This is a genomic window from Rhodococcus sp. MurmanLake-1 (assembly GCF_056945715.1).
Genome location: NZ_JBWZNF010000004.1, coordinates 247849 through 266270, shown reverse-complemented (window position 1 = coordinate 266270; position 18422 = coordinate 247849). Strand labels below are relative to the sequence as shown.

The 18422-nt window shown below is 62.7% G+C and carries 18 protein-coding genes and 1 tRNA gene; 9 read left to right on the top strand and 10 right to left on the bottom strand.

What is annotated here, in order from left to right; genetic code table 11:
• Positions 1 to 37: 37 nt before the first annotated feature.
• Genes AC2ETI_RS14095 through AC2ETI_RS14085 form a run of 3 tightly spaced genes read left to right on the top strand, consistent with a single transcriptional unit; the run spans position 38 to position 2198 of the window.
• Complete coding sequence (locus AC2ETI_RS14095; protein ID WP_021334192.1) at positions 38 to 733, top strand: HAD hydrolase-like protein; 696 nt, start codon at positions 38 to 40, stop codon at positions 731 to 733.
• Entirely contained in the window at positions 720 to 1211 is a 492-nt protein-coding gene (locus tag AC2ETI_RS14090; protein WP_483634045.1) for a low molecular weight protein-tyrosine-phosphatase, read from the top strand. Before AC2ETI_RS14095 ends, AC2ETI_RS14090 begins: the two co-directional genes overlap by 14 nt.
• A gap of 48 nt (positions 1212 to 1259) precedes the next feature.
• Positions 1260 to 2198, top strand: coding sequence for an SURF1 family cytochrome oxidase biogenesis protein (locus tag AC2ETI_RS14085; protein ID WP_092763379.1), 939 nt, complete (start codon positions 1260 to 1262; stop codon positions 2196 to 2198).
• On the opposite strand, the gene AC2ETI_RS14080 is transcribed toward AC2ETI_RS14085, so the two are convergent.
• The 6 genes from AC2ETI_RS14080 to AC2ETI_RS14055 form a co-directional block, all read right to left on the bottom strand.
• A complete protein-coding gene (locus AC2ETI_RS14080) occupies positions 2139 to 3146 on the bottom strand; it encodes a cobalamin biosynthesis protein (protein ID WP_483634090.1) in 1008 nt (335 codons plus the stop codon). The genes AC2ETI_RS14085 and AC2ETI_RS14080 overlap by 60 nt on opposite strands.
• Positions 3147 to 3211: 65 nt before the next feature.
• Complete coding sequence (locus AC2ETI_RS14075) at positions 3212 to 3436, bottom strand: hypothetical protein (protein WP_003941648.1); 225 nt, start codon at positions 3434 to 3436, stop codon at positions 3212 to 3214.
• Positions 3437 to 3529: 93 nt separating this feature from the next.
• Positions 3530 to 3601: transfer RNA gene (locus AC2ETI_RS14070), tRNA-Val, on the bottom strand.
• Positions 3602 to 3633: 32 nt separating this feature from the next.
• Positions 3634 to 4098, bottom strand: a complete 465-nt coding sequence (locus tag AC2ETI_RS14065; RefSeq protein WP_070386528.1) for a peroxiredoxin — start codon at positions 4096 to 4098, stop codon at positions 3634 to 3636.
• A gap of 35 nt (positions 4099 to 4133) precedes the next feature.
• Positions 4134 to 4559 (bottom strand): DUF3052 domain-containing protein, encoded by a 426-nt coding sequence (locus AC2ETI_RS14060; protein WP_003941575.1) that lies wholly within the window; start codon positions 4557 to 4559, stop codon positions 4134 to 4136.
• A gap of 177 nt (positions 4560 to 4736) precedes the next feature.
• Positions 4737 to 5297 (bottom strand): hypothetical protein, encoded by a 561-nt coding sequence (locus AC2ETI_RS14055; protein ID WP_020969928.1) that lies wholly within the window; start codon positions 5295 to 5297, stop codon positions 4737 to 4739.
• Positions 5298 to 5530: 233 nt separating this feature from the next.
• Here AC2ETI_RS14055 and aceE point away from each other — a divergent pair, with 233 nt between their 5' ends.
• From aceE to AC2ETI_RS14025, 6 genes are all read left to right on the top strand, one after another.
• Positions 5531 to 8386 carry a pyruvate dehydrogenase (acetyl-transferring), homodimeric type gene (gene aceE, locus AC2ETI_RS14050; RefSeq protein ID WP_007735476.1) on the top strand — a complete coding sequence of 952 codons (2856 nt, stop codon included), beginning with the start codon at positions 5531 to 5533 and terminating at the stop codon, positions 8384 to 8386.
• Between the two features lie 99 nt (positions 8387 to 8485).
• Positions 8486 to 9814, top strand: a complete 1329-nt coding sequence (locus tag AC2ETI_RS14045; protein WP_019748966.1) for a PucR family transcriptional regulator — start codon at positions 8486 to 8488, stop codon at positions 9812 to 9814.
• A gap of 127 nt (positions 9815 to 9941) precedes the next feature.
• On the top strand, positions 9942 to 10850 hold the full coding sequence (locus AC2ETI_RS14040; RefSeq protein WP_020908154.1) for an ACP S-malonyltransferase: 909 nt from the start codon (positions 9942 to 9944) through the stop codon (positions 10848 to 10850).
• Positions 10851 to 10934: 84 nt separating this feature from the next.
• A complete protein-coding gene (gene acpM / locus AC2ETI_RS14035) occupies positions 10935 to 11210 on the top strand; it encodes a meromycolate extension acyl carrier protein AcpM (protein WP_003941649.1) in 276 nt (91 codons plus the stop codon).
• Between the two features lie 7 nt (positions 11211 to 11217).
• A complete protein-coding gene (locus AC2ETI_RS14030) occupies positions 11218 to 12468 on the top strand; it encodes a KasA/KasB family beta-ketoacyl-ACP synthase (protein WP_020969930.1) in 1251 nt (416 codons plus the stop codon).
• A 108-nt stretch (positions 12469 to 12576) separates the two neighbouring features.
• Positions 12577 to 14010 (top strand): acyl-CoA carboxylase subunit beta, encoded by a 1434-nt coding sequence (locus tag AC2ETI_RS14025; protein WP_003941597.1) that lies wholly within the window; start codon positions 12577 to 12579, stop codon positions 14008 to 14010.
• A gap of 110 nt (positions 14011 to 14120) precedes the next feature.
• On the opposite strand, the gene AC2ETI_RS14020 is transcribed toward AC2ETI_RS14025, so the two are convergent.
• From AC2ETI_RS14020 to AC2ETI_RS14005, 4 genes are all read right to left on the bottom strand, one after another.
• Positions 14121 to 14630 carry a DUF3145 domain-containing protein gene (locus tag AC2ETI_RS14020; RefSeq protein WP_003941617.1) on the bottom strand — a complete coding sequence of 170 codons (510 nt, stop codon included), beginning with the start codon at positions 14628 to 14630 and terminating at the stop codon, positions 14121 to 14123.
• 128 nt (positions 14631 to 14758) lie between these two features.
• Positions 14759 to 15598: a serine hydrolase domain-containing protein gene (locus AC2ETI_RS14015; RefSeq protein WP_070386530.1), complete on the bottom strand. Its 840-nt coding sequence runs from the start codon at positions 15596 to 15598 to the stop codon at positions 14759 to 14761.
• Between the two features lie 36 nt (positions 15599 to 15634).
• Positions 15635 to 16762, bottom strand: coding sequence for an NDMA-dependent alcohol dehydrogenase (locus AC2ETI_RS14010; protein WP_019748970.1), 1128 nt, complete (start codon positions 16760 to 16762; stop codon positions 15635 to 15637).
• A gap of 310 nt (positions 16763 to 17072) precedes the next feature.
• Positions 17073 to 18374, bottom strand: coding sequence for an HNH endonuclease signature motif containing protein (locus AC2ETI_RS14005; protein WP_416315459.1), 1302 nt, complete (start codon positions 18372 to 18374; stop codon positions 17073 to 17075).
• Positions 18375 to 18422: the final 48 nt, after the last annotated feature.

The window sequence follows — 18422 nt, the reverse complement described above, 5'->3', positions numbered from 1 at the left end:
GCACCGTGCGCGGACATCACCCCTGCCGTCCGGGACAATGAATGCCGTGACGACACCACCCCTCGACCGTTTTCCTGTAGTTCTGTTCGATCTGGACGGAACCATCACCGATTCCGCTCCCGGCATTCACGGCGGCTTCCGACATGCGTTGGCAACTGTCGGCCATCCGGAGCCGACGGAAGCGATGTTGGCATCGGTGATCGGCCCGCCGATGGTCGATACCTTCAGGTCACTCGGCATGGCCCCGGCGGACGTGGATCGGGCGATCGCCGCGTACATCGAGCGTTACGACGCGACCGGGTGGCAGGAGAACTCGGTGTACGAGGGCATGGACGTCGTCCTGGGTAAGGCTCGCGCGAGCGGCACCAGACTGGCCGTCGCCACCTCGAAGTCGGAACGATTCGCCATTCGCATCCTCGAGCATTTCGGCCTGGCCGAGCACTTCGAGTTCATCGGCGGCGCAAGTGACGACGGAACTCGTCGGGCGAAACCCGATGTGATCGCGCACTCGCTGACCTCACTCGGGATCACTCCCGTCCTCGCTGCCGACGGCGGAACCCCCGACGTGCTCATGATCGGCGATCGTGATCACGACGTGCTCGGCGCCGCGAAGTACGGCATCCCCACCGTCGTCGTCGAATGGGGCTACGGTTCCGCCGAGGAAGCGCGGCAAGCGTTTCGCTCCGTATCGTCGGCATCCGAACTGGGAGGACTTCTCGATGGCCGCCTCTGAACCACTCCATGTGACTGAACCACTCCATGTGACGTTTGTGTGCACCGGCAATATCTGCCGGTCACCAATGGCCGAAAAGATCTTGCTCGCGCATCTGGGCCGTGAAGGCCTCGCCGAGCGGGTGCGTGTCAGCAGCGCCGGTACCGAGGGGTTTCACACCGGTAGCGAGGCCGACGAGCGGACCAACGTCGTGCTCCGAGCGGCCGGATATCCGACGGGCCACAGCGCCGCGCAGGTCAATGCAGATCATCTCGCCGCCGATCTAGTCGTCGCCCTCGACACCGGGCACGAACGTGAGCTTGCTCATCTCGGCGTGCCCACCGAGCGTCGGCGCCTACTGCGATCGTTCGACCCCGAGGCGGACGGAGAATCGGTTCCGGACCCGTACTACGGGGATCAGGAGGACTTCGAACTGGTTCGAGACCAGATCGAAGCGGCCATTCCCGACATACTCGACTGGATCCGCGAGCGAGCCTGAACCCGGAGCAAAATTCACTCCCGTTCGGGCAACGGATACCGTGGACGTGTGCGAAGACTGAAATTCCTGTTGCGGCCCGGTTGGTTGGTACTGGCAGCTGTGGTCGGGCTCTTCGCCTACCTGTGCTTCACCGTGCTCGCTCCGTGGCAGCTCGGCAAGAACACGAAGACCGAGCACCGCAATGATCTGATCTCGAACTCGATCAACGCGGAGACCGTGCCGATCGGTGATGTCATCGCCGATTCGACGATCGCACCGGACGACGAATGGCGAAACATCACCGCGGCAGGTACCTATCTGCCCGACGCCGATATCCTCGTCCGCCTGCAGTCCATCGAGGGCGCGCCGTCGTACGAGATCCTGACGCCTTTCCGCCTGGACGACGGCCGCACGATCCTCGTCAATCGCGGATACGTTCGGCCGATCAACGGCGCCGAGGCACCGCCCATCGCTGCGCCGCCGACCGATCCGGTCACTCTCAACGGCCGTGTGCGCCTGTCGGAAGGCACTGCTCCCGGCCGAGTTCCGATGTTCGAGGACGGCGCGAAGCAGGTCTACTCCATCGACGCACAGCCGATCGGCGAGTTCATCGGAACGGACCTGATCGACGCGTACATCCAACTCGAACCCGACCAGCCCGGCGGTCTCGGCACGATCCCGCTCCCCCAACTCGACGCGGGCCCCTACCTCTCGTACGGGTTCCAATGGCTGGCGTTCGGCATCATGGCGCCGCTCGGACTGGCTTACTTCATTCGCGCCGAGTGGCGCGAACGTCGCAAGGAAAAGGCAGCTCAAGCAGCTGTGGACGGTTTCGCAGCCGACGACGCCGCTGCCGAGACGACCCCGGAAGCGGCAGTGTCCGCGCCTGCCGCACCCCCCGGCGAACCGGCTCGTACCTTCAGCCGTCGCAAGAAGCCCGAGCCGGAATCAGTGCCGCTCACGGCGCAGGAAGCCAAACTTGCCGATCGATACGGCAATACCCGCTGACACCACAGCTGCACTGATCTGCACCGCCGACGAAAGCCTCGCCGCGCGGCGCAGATCGTTCGGCGTCGGCACAGGCCCGCGGCCGAGGACGGGACGAATCTCCACCCCGTGCGCGTACTCGGTCCGACCACCCAACGAAATGCCCAACGCCCCTGCCGCCGACGCTTCCGCGACGCCAGCATTGGGGCTTGGATGAGCCGCTGCGTCGCGTTTCCACGCTGCCAGTGATTCCTGAACCGAGCCGCCCACCACCGGTGCACACGCAGCCGTCAGCGCGCCGGTCAGCCGAGCCGGGACGATGTTGACCAGGTCGTCGAACCTCGCCGCAGCCCACCCGAATCTGAGGTACTTCTCGGAGCGGTAGCCGATCATCGCGTCGAGTGTGTTGGCAGCGCGGTAGACGAACAGACCTGGCACGCCCGCAATTGCGCCCCAGAACACTGCGCCGACGGTTGCATCCGAGGTGTTCTCGGCAACCGACTCCAGTGCTGCACGCGTGAGGCCCTCCTCGCCCAGCACCGAGGGATCGCGTCCGCACAGTGAAGGAAGTAGCTCACGCGCTTTCGTCAGGTCGCCGTCGACCTGTGACGCCTCCAATCGAGCGGCCATATCGATGCCGGTGCGTGCAAGCGACGTCCCGCCGAGCACGGCCCAGGTAGCTATCGCCGTCGTACCCGTCACGGCCGCCCAACCGGCCCGGCGCGACGCTGCTTCGGCTGTGAGGCCAAGTCCTGCGGTGCCGGCCAAGAGCACGGCGACATGAAGTGTTCCGGCCGCGCGCGAGTCCCGGTATGACATCTTCTGCAGCGCGATAGCTGCGGTTCCGAAGCCGGCGACCGGATGGAACCGCCCCGGATCGGCGAATGCCCGATCCGCAACGAAGCCGAGGAGGAGCCCGGCAGCTCGCGCATTGAATCGAGATTGGGACGAGCGAACCGAAATTTGCACGAGCGTAGTTGTAGCAGCCACGCTCGTTCTCTGGCCAACCGTCACGTGTCTGCCCGAGCTGATCTCTAGCCGTCCCAGTCGATCGTCAGATAGATCAAGCGGTGCATTCGGTTGATCTCCCAAACGCGGGCAATCCCGGTCGCCAGTGCGTCGCTTTGGGAACGAACCCGGATCGTCTGCCCCGGGAACAACGCAACACTGAGACTGGGCATCTCGGCGATATGTATGTGCGGACGGGTGGGATGCACGCGCGTCGGGTCGACGGCTACTTCGATCACAGAACTGGACATGCGTCCAGGATGGCGTATTGCGGACAATTCGTTGCCGAAAATGAAAAAACCCCGATCTGCGTCGACAAGCAGATCGGGGTTTGAATTCTTCGGTGGGCGCGGAGGGTTTCGAACCCCCGACCGCTGGTGTGTAAAACCAGAGCTCTACCACTGAGCTACACGCCCGAACTCCCGGTGAGACCCTCACCGGGAGTGCTCTAAGACTCTAGCGCGGCAAGCGCGTTTGCCCAAAGTCCGTGGTCACGGGCTTCTCCGGGGCCGTTCATCTCGGCAAAACGAATGACTCCGTCTTTGTCGATGACAAAGGTGCCACGATTCGCGAAGCCCAACTTGTCGTTGAACACCTCGTACTTCTGAGCGACTTCACCGTGCGGCCAGAAGTCCGAAAGCAAGGGAAATGTGTATCCCTGCTCAGCTGACCAGATCTTGTGAGTCGGCGAAGCCCCGACAGAAATCGCGAGAATGGCAGTGTCGTCGTTCTCGAACTTCGGAAGCTCGTCACGGACCTTGCAGAGTTCCCCCTGACAAGTCCCGGTGAAGGCCAACGGATAGAAGACCAGCAGAACGTTCTTCTCACCGCGGAAATCTGCGAGCGAGACTTCCTGGTTGTTCTGGTCCTTCAAGGTGAAATCCGGTGCCTGGGCACCAACTTCGAGAGGCATGTGCAATTCCTTGGGAAAGTGCGGAAAGGGCCGGGTCAGCGCTTGTTGGCCGGACGAGCCTTCGGCTGAACCAGTCGACTTCCCGACCAGTCACCGAGGTTGGCTGCCGATGTCTGCGTCAAGCCGGCAGTCGGCGCCGATTCGGCGATCTCGCTGGGCTCGACATGTCCGTCGAGACCGGTCTTGGGAGTGAGAACCCACACGAAGCCTTCGTCGGCGAGGGGCCCGATGGCATCCATCAAGGCATCCACCAGGTCACCGTCCTCGTCGCGCCACCACAGCAGCACGACGTCGATGACCTCGTCGGAATCCTCGTCGAGCATTTCCCCGCCGATGGTTTCCTCAACCGCGGCACGAATGCCGTCGTCGGTATCCTCATCCCAGCCCAGTTCCTGCACCACCATGTCAGTGGTAATCCCGAGTTTCTGAGCGTAGTTCTGGGCATCCGCCGCGGCGACCACGGTGGGGTCCTCCTTTTGTTGATGGTGTGTGGCGACCCCGCACACCTACCGTTTGACGATCAATTAGGGAAAGCGAACATGGTCTGAGGCGTTAGCGCAAGCCGACCACGCCGAAAACTTTCACCAAAGATCGTCTTCTGACACACGGCGAACCTTACGCCTGCGGATTACCGCAGGTCACAGGGATCCACATTCATCGAAGATCGACTTGCGAATCGAATTGCTCGTATCGCTGATCGAATTGATTTCATCCGCCGAATGATCACTCTCGATCACGACTGCAGATGAACGTAGGTTCGCGGCCAATTCGTCGAACAGTCCGGAAAGTTGCGCCGGAAGTTCACTCGCGACCGAGTCGAACCACGAGGCGGTGTCCCTGGCCGACGAAGCAGCAGCGCTTGCTTCGGCTCTCAGGTCGGTCTCACCATGATTTCCGGCGTCGACGTAGGCATTGAACGCGACCACGTCGTTTTTCGATCGAGAGACCGCTTCCTCACAGATCGCGAAAGCTGCCTCTGCCGCATCTGCCGCCGCTTTCGACGAGGACGCGGCGGCCATCGAAATACTCACCTCGGATTGGTATGCAGCCACGTGCGCTTCATTGGGTACTGCCGATCCGGTCACCGCCGCCGAACATCCCACGATCACCGACAATCCCACTGCGATCGATCCGACCGAGACCCACGCCCCGACCCTGCCGTAGTTGATTTCTTTGTTTATTTTTTCCCACCCCTTCATACGTTCCGATCGATCCCCCAAGCCTGTGACTACGGGGAACCATCACACCCCTGCGTCACGCCGAAAAACGCTACCCGAGAGTAACCAGAGGCGAGGTGTGCCGGACCGACCGGGATGGTGAAAGATGAGGTACGCGCCATATTCACGATGGAAGTGCGTCGGACCTAACAAGGCCTCGATCACCTATGTAAGGACGCCCCACCACGCGTCCCCAAACCAATGAGGAGCACACGTTGTCTGACCTGATCCAGGGTCCCGCGTCCGGGCAGAACGCCGATTCCGGCGCCGCCGGCGAGTCGGGTTCGCCCGCGTCGAACACGCCGGGGGGAACCGACGGTCGCGTTCGCGTCATTCGCGAAGGTGTTGCGTCGTACCTGCCGGACATCGATCCGGACGAGACCACCGAATGGCTCGAATCATTCGACGGACTTCTGGATCGATCCGGACCCACGCGTGCCCGCTACCTCATGCTCCGCATGCTCGAACGCGCCGGTGAGAAGCACGTCGCACTCCCCGCGCTCACCTCGACCGACTACGTCAACACGATTCCGACCGAAAACGAGCCGTGGTTCCCCGGCGACGAAGAGGTCGAGCGCCGCTATCGCGCCTGGATCCGTTGGAACGCCGCGATCATGGTCCACCGCGCGCAGCGACCGGGCGTCGGCGTCGGCGGTCACATCTCCACCTACGCATCCTCGGCAGCGTTGTACGAGGTCGGTTTCAACCACTTCTTTCGCGGCAAGGACCACCCGGGCGGTGGCGACCACATCTTCATCCAGGGTCACGCCTCCCCCGGCATCTACGCCCGCGCCTTCCTCGAGGGCCGCATCCCCGCGGAACAGCTCGACGGATTCCGCCAGGAGAAGTCCCACGCCGACTTCGGCGGCGCACTGCCGTCCTACCCGCACCCACGGCTGCTTCCCGACTTCTGGGAGTTCCCGACGGTCTCGATGGGCCTCGGCCCGATGAACGCCATCTACCAGGCCCGGTTCAACCACTACCTCAACGACCGCGGCATCAAGGACACCACCGATCAGCACGTGTGGGCGTTCCTCGGCGACGGCGAAATGGACGAGCCCGAATCACGCGGCCTCGCTCACGTCGCGGCAACCGAAGGCCTCGACAACCTCACGTTCGTCGTGAACTGCAACCTCCAGCGCCTCGACGGCCCGGTCCGCGGCAACGGAAAGATCATCCAGGAACTGGAATCGTTCTTCCGCGGTGCCGGCTGGAACGTCATCAAGGTCGTCTGGGGTCGCGAGTGGGATGCGCTGCTGCACGCCGATCGCGACGGCGCACTCGTCAACCTGATGAACGTGACGCCGGACGGTGACTACCAGACGTACAAGGCCAACGACGGCGCGTTCGTGCGCGATCACTTCTTCGGACGTGACCCCCGCACCAAGGAACTGGTCAAGGACCTCACCGACCAGGAAATCTGGAACCTCAAGCGCGGTGGCCACGACTACCGCAAGGTCCACGCCGCCTACGCAGCGGCCATGGCACACAAGGGCCAGCCGACGGTCATCCTGGCGCACACCATCAAGGGCTACACCCTCGGTAAGCACTTCGAGGGCCGCAACGCCACACACCAGATGAAGAAGCTGACGCTGGACGATCTCAAGGCGTTCCGCGACATGCAGCACATCCCGATCTCGGATGCCGAGCTCGAGAAGGATCCGTACCTGCCTCCGTACTACCACCCGGGCGCGGACGCTCCCGAGATCAAGTACATGCTCGACCGTCGTAAAGCACTCGGCGGGTTCCTGCCTTCCCGCAACACCGACGCTGCTCCGCTCAAGCTCCCCGAGGACAAGACGTACGACGTCATCCGCAAGGGTTCGGGCAAGCAGGAAGTCGCCACCACCATGGCGATCGTGCGCATTCTCAAGGAACTGTTGCGCGACAAGGAGATCGGCAAGCGGATCGTGCCGATCATTCCGGACGAGGCCCGCACGTTCGGTATGGACTCGTGGTTCCCGTCGCTGAAGATCTACAACCGCAACGGACAGCTCTACACCTCCGTCGACGCCGAACTCATGCTCGCCTACAAGGAGAGCCCGATCGGCCAGATCCTGCACGAGGGCATCAACGAGGCCGGTTCGACGGCATCGTTCACCGCAGTCGGCACGTCCTACGCCACCCACGGTGAACCGATGATTCCGCTGTACATCTTCTACTCGATGTTCGGTTTCCAGCGCACCGGCGACGGCCTGTGGGCGGCCGCCGACCAGATGGCTCGCGGATTCGTTCTCGGCGCGACCGCCGGTCGTACCACTCTGACCGGTGAAGGTCTCCAGCACGCCGACGGACACTCGCTACTCCTGGCATCGACCAACCCGGCCGCTGTCACGTACGACGCCGCGTTCTCGTACGAGTTGGCGCACATCGTCAAGGACGGCTTGCGCCGCATGTACGGCGGCACCGAGGGCGTCGACGGTTTCGGTGGCGAGAACATCTTCTACTACCTGACCATCTACAACGAGCCGTACGTTCAGCCGGCCGAGCCCGAAGGTCTCGACGTCGAGGGCTTGCTCAAGGGCATCTACCTCTACAAGACGTCCGAAGCAGCCGGCCCGAAGGCACAGATCCTCGTCTCCGGTGTCGCGATGCCCGAGGGTCTGCGTGCGCAGAAGCTGCTCGCCGACGAATGGGGCGTCTCGGCCGATGTCTGGTCGGTCACGTCCTGGGGTGAGCTGCGCCGCGAAGGCGTCGAATGCGAACGTCAGGCGCTGCTCAATCCGTCCGAGGATGCTCCGGTTCCCTTCGTCACCACGGCGTTGTCGTCGGCCCAAGGCCCTGTCGTCGCGGCTTCGGACTGGATGCGGGCGGTCTCGGATCAGATCCGTCAGTGGGTTCCCGGCGACTACACCACGCTCGGCACGGACGGGTTCGGGTTCTCCGATACCCGCACTGCAGCGCGTCGCTACTTCAACGTCGATGCCGAGTCCATCGTCGTTGCCGTGCTGATCGGCTTGGCGAAGGAAGGATCGATCGAGCGGTCGAAGGCCGTCGAAGCAGCGAGCCGATACCGCATCGACGACGTGAATGCTGCTCCCGAGCAGACCGGGGACACCGGTAGCGCCTAAGTCGTAGGGCAACAGTCCCAGCGATCGAAAACAGACCTACGCCCATCGCCGAGGGTGTCATCTCGACATCCGCTGCGGCGATGGGCGTAGGTTTTTCTCATGCCCGAACCTGATCCCGAGAAACCCGAAGAGGGCGTACGCCGCACTCGACCACAGTCGTCCGGGTTGCAGGCTGTACTCGCCCGCCGTCGTCAGGTTCGCGATCCACTTCCAGAAGCCTTGCTCCGCCGCGTCAAACAGTTCTCCGGTCGACTCTCCACCGAGGCCGTGACCGTGATGGAGGAGCAGCTTCCGTTCTTCGACAGTCTCGACGCTTCGCAACGTGCCGACGTTCAACTCTTGGTGCAGACGTCGGTGGTGAATTTCCTGGAATGGCTGCGGCAACTCGACTCGGAGATCAGCTTCGGATACGAGTCTTTCCCGGTCATCCCTCAGGATCTTGCTCGACAGCTCACGTTGCGCCAGACCGTCGACATGGTCCGGGTGGCGATGGAGTTCTTCGAGAAATGGCTGCCGGCTCTCGCCCGCAACGATCAGCAGCTGATCGCGCTGACGGAAGCCGTCCTGCGCTACGGGCGTGAACTCGGTTTCGCAGCAGCGACGGTGTACGCAAGCGCCGCCGAGTCGCGCGGTGCCCTGGACACGCGACTGGAAGCGCTCGTCGTCGACGCCGTCGTGCAGGGAGACACCGGCTCGGACATGCTCTCCCGCGCAGCCACCTTGAACTGGGACGCCACGGCTCCGGCCACCGTCATCGTCGGGTCTCCCCCGCCGGACGAGCGGGTCTCGGTTGCCGGCACCGTCCACGCCACTGCCGCCGCGCACGGGCGCGCTGTTCTCGCCGTGGTGCAGGGTCCGCGACTGGTGATGATCGTCAGCGGCGAGCTGAGCAGTAAGACGGAAGGCAGCCAATTCCTTCAAGACCTGCTCATGAGTTTCGCCGACGAACCGGTGGTGATCGGCCCGACAACGCCATCGTTGAGCGCAGCACACTTCAGTGCGTCCGAAGCTCTCGCGGGAATCAAGGCCGTCGCCGGGTGGCGCGGCGCACCTCGTCCCGTTTTCGCGACTGAACTGCTCCCGGAACGGGCACTACTCGGAGACGACGCTGCCGTAAAGGCTCTTCGCGATTTCCTGGTCGCACCTTTAGCGGAATCCGGCACAGTCTTGACCGATACTTTAGACAGTTATCTCGACTGTGGAGGTGCGGTTGAGACTTGTGCACGTCTTCTGTTTGTTCATCCAAATACCGTTCGGTACCGCTTGAAGCGAATCGCGGAAGTTACCGGCCGGGATCCTACGAATCCACGCGACGCGTACGTACTACGGATCGCCGCTACCGTGGGCCGATTGACACAAATCGATCTCAAATCGAACAATTCGGTTACTTCAGTCACATCTTTAACATCCGGACAAACAAACCTGTAACCCCGGAGCGTCCAATTTCGATGGCCGAGCGCGACATGGGATTTTGTGGGAACCCTACAAAACACTTCGCCAGAGTTCATCGCGACCGACATCTCGCAGGTCACTCGCGGCGGTGTTCTCTTAATAAGTGATTTCGTTGCTCGCCCCGGGACAGGGCTCTCAGACACCCGGCATGCTCAGCCCATGGCTGGCACTGCCCGGAGCGCAAGACCGCCTCGAAGTGTGGTCGAAGGCAGCCGGCCTGGACCTCGTCCGACTCGGCACGACCGCGACTGCCGAAGAAATCACCGACACCTCGGTAACCCAGCCCCTCGTCGTTGCCGCTGCTCTGCTGGCGTACGAGGAAATCGAATCACGTGGGCTCCTCGGCGCCGACGTCATCGCTGCCGGCCATTCAGTGGGTGAACTTGCCGCTGCTGCGGTCGCCGGTGTTATTTCCGCTGACGACGCGGTCGCGCTTGCCGCCCTCCGCGGCGCCGAGATGGCCAAGGCTTGCGCGCTCGAGCCCACCGGCATGTCAGCCGTTCTCGGTGGCGACGAAGCCGAAGTGCTCGCACGACTCGAAGAACTCGGGTTGGAAGCAGCCAACCGCAATGCGGCCGGCCAGATCGTGGCTGCCGGACTGCTCACCGCGCTCGAAGAACTCGCAGCAAACGCACCCGAAAAGGCCCGAGTCCGCGCACTGCCCGTCGCCGGCGCTTTCCACACCCGCTTCATGGCACCTGCACAGGATGCCGTCGCAGCTGCTGCCGCCAAGATCACCCCGTCCGATCCGACGCGCACGCTGCTTTCCAACTCGGATGGCGCACCCGTCTCCTCGGGCGCCGACGCCCTCACCAAACTTGCCGCGCAGGTAACCCGCCCCGTTCGTTGGGACCTCTGCTCCGCGTCGTTGCGGACAGCAGAAGTCAGCGCGATCGTGGAACTCCCGCCGGCCGGAACCCTCGTCGGAATTGCCAAGCGCGAAATGCGTGGCACGCCGACGGTGGCCCTCAAGAACCCGGAGGATATCTCCGCACTGTCCGAGCTGACCTAGCTCGGACGCCCACCCGGCCGATCAGCCCGAACGGCGGCCGGACGTTTCACCCCACCTCAATCGATCAAGAAGGGAGCCACACCAGTGGCCCACACTCAGGAAGAAATCATCGCGGAACTCGGCCAGATCGTGGAGGAGGTCACCGGTATCGAGCCTTCCGAGGTCACCGTTGACAAGTCCTTCGTGGACGACCTCGATATCGACTCCCTGTCCATGGTCGAGATCGCTGTTCAGACCGAAGACAAGTACGGCGTGAAGGTCCCCGACGAGGATCTCGCAGGCCTGCGCACCGTCGGCGACATCGTCGCGTACATCCAGAAGCTCGAAGCCGAAGGCGCCGAAGCCAAGAACGCAGAGTGAGCCGACCGTGACTTCCGCTTCTACCCGCAAAGGGAAATTCCCCGACATCGTCGTCACGAGCCTCGCGACGTCGACCTCGGTGGCTGGTGATGTGGATGGCACGTGGAAGGCGCTACTCGCCGGCGAAAGCGGCATCGGAATCCTCGATGACCCGTTCATCGACGAGTTCGACCTTCCCATTCGCATCGGCGGGCACCTGAAGGTTTCACCAGACGAGGGCTTGTCCCGCGTCGAAATTCGACGGATGAGCTGGGTGGAACGCCTTGCCCTCACGTTGAGTCGCACGGTCTGGAGCAACGCCGGCAGCCCCGAAGTCGATCAGGACCGCCTCGCGGTTGTCATCGGCACCGGACTCGGCGGCGGCGACACGCTCATCGACGCCGTCGACAAACTCCGTGGCGGCGGATACCGCAAGGTGTCCCCGTTCTCGGTGCAGATGGTCATGCCCAACGGACCGGCCGCAACGGTCGGGCTCGAACTCGGGGCCCGCGGTGGCGTCATCACCCCGGTCTCGGCATGTTCGTCGGGATCCGAGGCAATTGCTCACGCTCACCGCATGCTTGTCATGGGTGACGCGGACATGGTTGTGGCTGGTGGAGTCGAGAGCTTCATCGACGCGGTTCCGATCGCGAGCTTCGCCATGATGCGTGCAATGAGCACCAACAACGACAATCCGACCGCAGCTTCACGTCCTTTCGACAAGGACCGTGACGGATTTGTCTTCGGCGAAGCCGGCGCACTGATGATCCTCGAAACCGAGGAACACGCAAAGGCACGCGGGGCCACCATTCATGCCCGCCTGCTCGGTTCCGGAATCACTTCGGACGGGTACCACATCGTGGCACCGCATCCGGAAGGCCTGGGCGCGGCGCGAGCCATGACCCGAGCAATCGAGATGGCCGGACTGACGAAGTCCGACATCAAGCACATCAACGCCCACGCCACTGCGACGCCGATCGGTGACATCGCAGAGGCAAAGGCAATCAACGCAGCGGTCGGCAATCACGCTGCGGTGTACGGCCCGAAATCCGCGCTGGGACACTCGATCGGCGCTGTCGGCGCCCTCGAATCAGTCCTCACGGTTCTGGCGGTGCGTGACGGGATCATCCCGCCCACGCTCAATGTTGACAGCCAGGATCCAGAAATCGATCTCGATGTCGTCAAGGGTGAACCCCGAACCGGCTCTTTCGATTTCGCACTGAACAACTCGTTCGGTTTCGGTGGGCACAATGTCGCGCTCGCCTTCGGTCGGGCCTAGCCCGAACCGCGGTTTGCACCTGTCCGCGGGTGTCGTTGCAACACAACGTCACCCGCGGACAACACCGACCTTTCGTTCCACCCAAGGCTCGTACTGAAGGAGGACGCGATGACCATCCTGGCCCCCGTGACAAAGTCCGAATCATCGACAGACCCGCGCGATCCTCTTGCGCGCCTGGAAAATCTGTTCGACCCCGGCACAACAGTGCCGCTCCACGCCCGTGACAAGTCCGGCGTGCTCGCTGCGTCCGGAAACATCGACGGCGTCCGCACCATCGCATACTGCTCCGATGCCACCGTCATGGGCGGCGCAATGGGCGTCGACGGTTGCAAACACCTCGTCAAAGCCATCGATACCGCCATCGAGGAAGAGTCCCCCATCGTGGGTCTCTGGCACTCCGGTGGCGCGCGTCTGGCTGAAGGCGTCGAAGCACTCCACGCAGTCGGACTGGTCTTCGAGGCCATGGTCCGTGCGTCGGGTCTCATACCTCAAATTTCCGTCGTGCTCGGCTTTGCCGCTGGTGGAGCCGCGTACGGTCCAGCCCTCACCGATGTCGTGATCATGGCGCCGGAAGGCCGAGTGTTCGTCACCGGCCCAGACGTAGTTCGCAGTGTCACCGGTGAACAGGTCGACATGGTGTCACTCGGCGGTCCGGACACACACACCAAGAAGTCGGGTGTCGCGCACATCGCCGCACACGACGAGGCCGACGCATTGCACCGCGCACGACGCCTGGTCTCGATGATGTGCGAGCAGGGCGAATTCGATCAGCGGGCAGCGGAACTCGGCGACAGCGATCTGCGCGCCATGATGCCTGCGTCCGCAAAACGTGCATACGACGTTCGTCCCATCGTTCACGAAATGCTCGACAACGTCGAAGGCGAGTCGAGCTTCGAAGAACTGCAAGGCAATTACGCGCGGAGCATCGTCACCGGTTTCGGCCGGATGGCCGGACGCACGGTTGGCGTCATCGCGAACAACCCACTGCGACTCGGGGGGTGCCTGAACTCCGAAAGTGCAGAGAAGGCCGCTCGATTCGTGCGACTGTGCAACGCATTCGGCGTGCCGCTCGTAGTCGTCGTCGATGTTCCCGGGTATCTGCCTGGCGTGTCGATGGAGTGGGAAGGCGTGGTTCGGCGCGGCGCGAAGTTACTTCACGCCTTCGCCGAGGCGACTGTCCCCCGCGTCACCGTTGTCACTCGAAAGATCTACGGCGGCGCATACATCGCAATGAACTCGCGAGCACTGGGAGCCACGGCCGTTTTCGCTTGGCCCAACTCCGAAGTGGCCGTGATGGGCGCGAAGGCTGCTGTCGGCATCCTGCACAAGCGGGCTCTCGCTGCGGCACCGGACGACGAGCGTGAAGCATTGCACGACCGTCTCGCTGCCGAACACGAGGCGATCGCAGGCGGCGTCGACCGCGCTGTCGAAATCGGCGTCGTCGACGAGGAAATCGACCCGGCGAAGACTCGCAGCATCGTCACCGCTGCGCTCGCGTCTGCACCATCTGTCCGTGCGCGCCACAAGAACATTCCGCTCTGACAACCCTGGACAGCAAGGTGGGCCTCGCCGATACGGCGGGGCCCACCTTTGTCATTCAAGTCTTTGTCGTTCAATCCGCGAGAGCACTCAGGGTTCAGGATGGACCTCGGTCAACTGACACGCCTACGCAGCCATGTCACTTCGGCGCCTTCGCCCGAACTCCGGAAGGGCTCGAGTTCCTCGTCCCACGGTGCGCCTATCGCCCGATCGATCTCCGCGGCGATGTCTCCACCGGAATTCATGATGGACCGCAGTTTCATCTCTCCAACAACGACATCACCGTTCGCACTGGTGGATCCGCGCCACAAGCCCAGACCGGGCACATGGCTGTACCGTTCGCCGTCGACGCCGTGGCTCGGGTCCTCGGTGACCTCGAAGCGCAACATCGGCCACGCCCGTAGCGAATCGACCAGGCGGGCACAGGTTCCGACGGGACCTGTCCAGTCCGTCGTCGCACGCAGAAGCCCGTCGTAGGCAGGCTGTGAGGTCCATCTGAGCTTGGCAGGGCTGTCCAACGTGGCGGACAAAGCCCAATCCACGTGCGGGCACAGCGCCGCGGGCGACGAGTGGATGTAAACCACACCAGTCGTCACGTCCGCGAATTGATTCATTTCGCGCACTCGAGCCTCCTGCTTCGACGAGGGACGTCTTCCCCAACGACCTCTGTCGAGTTCGTGCAGCACGCTCGATTGAACAGTGTGCCTTGTGTTACCCGTGTTGCGCCAGTGGAAGGAGAGAAATTTGTGCTCTATCGCGAAACTTCACCGACTACGCCATCTGACAATTCAGTCCACAAAGGCTTGGCCCAATCACCGAAGTCGCGATCGGTAAGCACGACGCACGCAGTATCGATCGTGGGATCGACCCACAGGAACGTCCCGGACTGGCCGAAATGACCGAAAGTTGCGGCCGAGTTCTCGAGACCTGTCCAATGCGGACGCTTCTCGCCGCGAATTTCGAATCCGAGTCCCCAGTCGTTGGGGCGCTGAGAGCCGTATCCCGGAAGAATTCCGTTGAGCCCCGGGAACTGCACGGTTGTCGCCTCTGCGAACGTCTGCGTCGAGATCAGGGTCGGCGAGAGCAGTTCAGCCGCGAACTTGGCCAAGTCGTCTGCCGATGCCTGCGCACCGTGACCGGCAGGACCGACAAGAGCCGCGCTGGTCATCCCCAACGGCGCGAATACCGCCTCGGCAAGATAGTCGGCAAATTCGATCTCGGTCTCCCGGGAAACCAACTCGGCAAGCACCTCGAATCCCGCACTCGAGTAGATCCGCTTCGACGCCACCGGCGCCTGAACAACACGTTCGGCGAATGCCAACCCGGAAGCATGTGCGAGGAGATGACGAACGGTCGACCCCTCAGGCCCGGCCGGCCCATCCAACTCGACCGCCCCTTCCTCCACCGCCACGAGAATCGCGTAGGCGCACAACAGTTTTGTCACCGAAGCCAGGGGGAAAACATGCGACTGGTCGCCGCTGAAACCACGAATGCGGTCGCCCTCACCCGGATTCTTCCCGGAGAGGACGACCGCTGCCGCATTGTCGACCGGCCACTGCTGGATTACGTCGAGACTGTGAGTACTGGGCACCCGATCAGACTACTGGCACAAGAGTTGCGCTTTCGATCACCAGTCAGCTTCGGTGTAGCGGATGACGCCGCGGATGTTCTTGCCATCCAACATGTCCTGGTACCCGTCGTTCACGCCTTCGAGCGTGTAGGTCCGAGTGACCATGTCGTCGAGGTTCAGCTTGCCTGCCTTGTACATCGCGAGGAGGTTAGGCACGTCCTGACGAGCGTTGCCACCGCCGAAAATGTTGCCCTGAAGGTCCTTCTGAAGCATCGACATCAGGAACAGGTTCAGCTTCACATCCATGTCCGTCAGGTGCCCCATTGCAGTGACAACACAACGACCAGCCTTTGCCGTCAGAATCATCGCTTCTTCGACGTACTCACCCTTCATTTCGCCGACGGTGATGATCGTCTTCTGCGCCATGCGTCCGTACGTAGCGTCGATGATCGGCTGAATGGCAGCGGCAGCGCTTTCGAAAGCGTGCGTTGCGCCGAATTTCAGGGCCTGCTCACGCTTCCACGGCACGGGGTCGATGGCAAAGATGTACCGGGCGCCCGATGCAACCGCACCCTGTAGCGCACTGATACCGACGCCGCCGACGCCCATGATCACAACGTCTTCGCCGGGCTTCACATCGGCGATGTGGGTTGCCGATCCCCAACCGGTCGGGACGCCGCAACCGACGAGTGCGGCAACCTCGAACGGAATGTCCTTGTCGATCTTCACCACTGACGACTGGTTCACGACCATGTAGGGCGAGAACGTCCCTAGCAGGCACATCGGGATCACGTTTTCGCCGCGAGCCTGGATCCGGTACGTGCCGTCGCTGATGGCTTGGCCGCTGAGGAGGCCCATCCCGAGGTCACAAAGATTCTGATGCCCGGCCGAACACGCCGGACAGGTTCCACAAGCCGGAATGAAGGACAGAACGACGTGGTCGCCGACCTCCAGTCCCTTGACCTCCGGGCCGAGCTTGGTGATGACGCCCGAACCCTCGTGCCCGCCCATGACCGGGAACGACGGCATCGGGGTCGCGCCGGTGACGATGTGGTGATCGGAGTGGCACATTCCGGCCGCTTCCATGCGAATTTGAACTTCGCCGGCTACCGGCTCGCCGATCTCGATCTCCTCGACGGACCACTTCTCATTGAGGCCCCACAGGATTGCACCCTTGGTCTTCACGTCACTTCACCCTTTCATTCGCACACCCGCATCTATCTCTGTGACCATAGCCACAAATCCGCGAAATTGGAACGTGTTCTAACGAAAGATTTTGAACTGCAGGTCAGACGTCCAAATGACCTGGCACAACCGGCTTGGCGACGACGAAAGAATGACCCACTGAGTGGGACAGGCCACACGGGCACCCAAAAGTAGAGCCACCCCCAAAGCACGCACCCATTCGACTCCACCTCCCACCAATCGGTCGGACACAGAGCAGCGGATCCGAGACAGGCCTGGGCACGTTCTGGTGCATCTGAGATTTGCCCCCTCAGGTTTGGAATGTGGTGTTCGCCGGTCGCGGATGCTGCCCGGGGTCGATCGAGGGCGGTGGGATGAACCACGGTTTCTTGTCGACCCCGATGCGGATCACCCACTTCCCGACGAACCCGGATTTCCGGTGCATCAACCGGTGATGCGAACGGCACAGCAGGACAAGGTTGCTCATCACCGTCGGGCCACCGTTCGCCCAGTGCCGAATATGGTGCGCATCCGTCCACGCGGGAACACACGCACAACCCGGGAACGCGCACCCCTTGTCCCGGGCGATCAACGCCACTCGCTGCTCCGCGGACACTAATCGCTTGCCGGGTTTCGCATCCAACGGCGCCCCGTGATCATCGAGCAGAACAGTCGAGAGGAAACAATCACACCCGAGGAGCCTGGTCTGCGACACGGACAGTGGCCCGAGCCAGGGCATGTGCCCGACATCAAGATCCGACACAGCCACTCCACCACCATCAGTTGGTGTTGCGGCGCAGTCCCGATGCTCAGCCAGATCACGCGCGTTGATGTGCACGTTCACATGCGGACGCTGCCCACCATCGAAACCGGTTTTCGCGCAATCCAGATAACGCCGAATCAGTTCGGTGAACCCATCCGCCGTGCGTTTCGCCGCAGACCGAGAATCCGGCGTTCCATCGGGTGCCGGGGTGGGCATCGTCAGATTCGACAGGGCGGAGAGCAGCATTTCACCGGTGAGGGCGTCGAAATCTCCGCGCACCACCACCCGGCCGTTCAACGTCGACGCGATCCGCAACTCGTTGCGATCGACATCTTCGGCGGGCGGAATCTCATCCGATTCGAACACTCGCTCCAAGGTCGCGATAACACTCCGCACCTTCGTGGTCGTCGACTCCACCCCCGACGCAGCAGCCAACAACAAATCGATACAGCGAGGGAGCGCCTCCTCCGGCATGCCCTTCGGCGGTGACTCGCAGAACGCCACGATCAACACCGCATGATCGAACGAGCAGTCCCCGCAATCGAAGCGAGCCGCCACCGCGGGAAACGGCCGTAGCGCAGCACCCAACGCGGCGATCTTCTTCCCGTCCCGGACCTGCAGCATCGTGTTCGCCGCCAACCAGCACCCCACCCCGCGGCTGGCAATCACCTGATCATCCGGGCGCAACGACAACTCGTCCACCACCGCCACCCGCACAGCCTCGAGACGAAGAATCTCCGCACTCGCCGACACCGCAACCGCACGCAACTCAGAAGCAGACAACCGCCACAGACGTCCGCGCAACCCCACCGCAGAACCAGACACCACATCCGACAACAAGACACTCATTGAATCCCCCGATCCCCACCCCAAACAATACTCGAACACCCGTTCGAG

Excerpts from the sequence above, each read along its gene's own strand:
- AC2ETI_RS14095 (WP_021334192.1), top strand. The coding sequence starts at position 38 with ATGAATGCCGTGACGACACCACCCCTCGACCGTTTTCCTGTAGTTCTG.
- AC2ETI_RS14090 (WP_483634045.1), top strand. The coding sequence starts at position 720 with ATGGCCGCCTCTGAACCACTCCATGTGACTGAACCACTCCATGTGACG.
- AC2ETI_RS14075 (WP_003941648.1), bottom strand. The coding sequence starts at position 3,436 with ATGTCCAGTTCTGTGATCGAAGTAGCCGTCGACCCGACGCGCGTGCAT.
- AC2ETI_RS14065 (WP_070386528.1), bottom strand. The coding sequence starts at position 4,098 with ATGCCTCTCGAAGTTGGTGCCCAGGCACCGGATTTCACCTTGAAGGAC.
- AC2ETI_RS14055 (WP_020969928.1), bottom strand. The coding sequence starts at position 5,297 with ATGAAGGGGTGGGAAAAAATAAACAAAGAAATCAACTACGGCAGGGTC.
- AC2ETI_RS14045 (WP_019748966.1), top strand. The coding sequence starts at position 8,486 with ATGCCCGAACCTGATCCCGAGAAACCCGAAGAGGGCGTACGCCGCACT.
- AC2ETI_RS14025 (WP_003941597.1), top strand. The coding sequence starts at position 12,577 with ATGACCATCCTGGCCCCCGTGACAAAGTCCGAATCATCGACAGACCCG.
- AC2ETI_RS14005 (WP_416315459.1), bottom strand. The coding sequence starts at position 18,374 with ATGAGTGTCTTGTTGTCGGATGTGGTGTCTGGTTCTGCGGTGGGGTTG.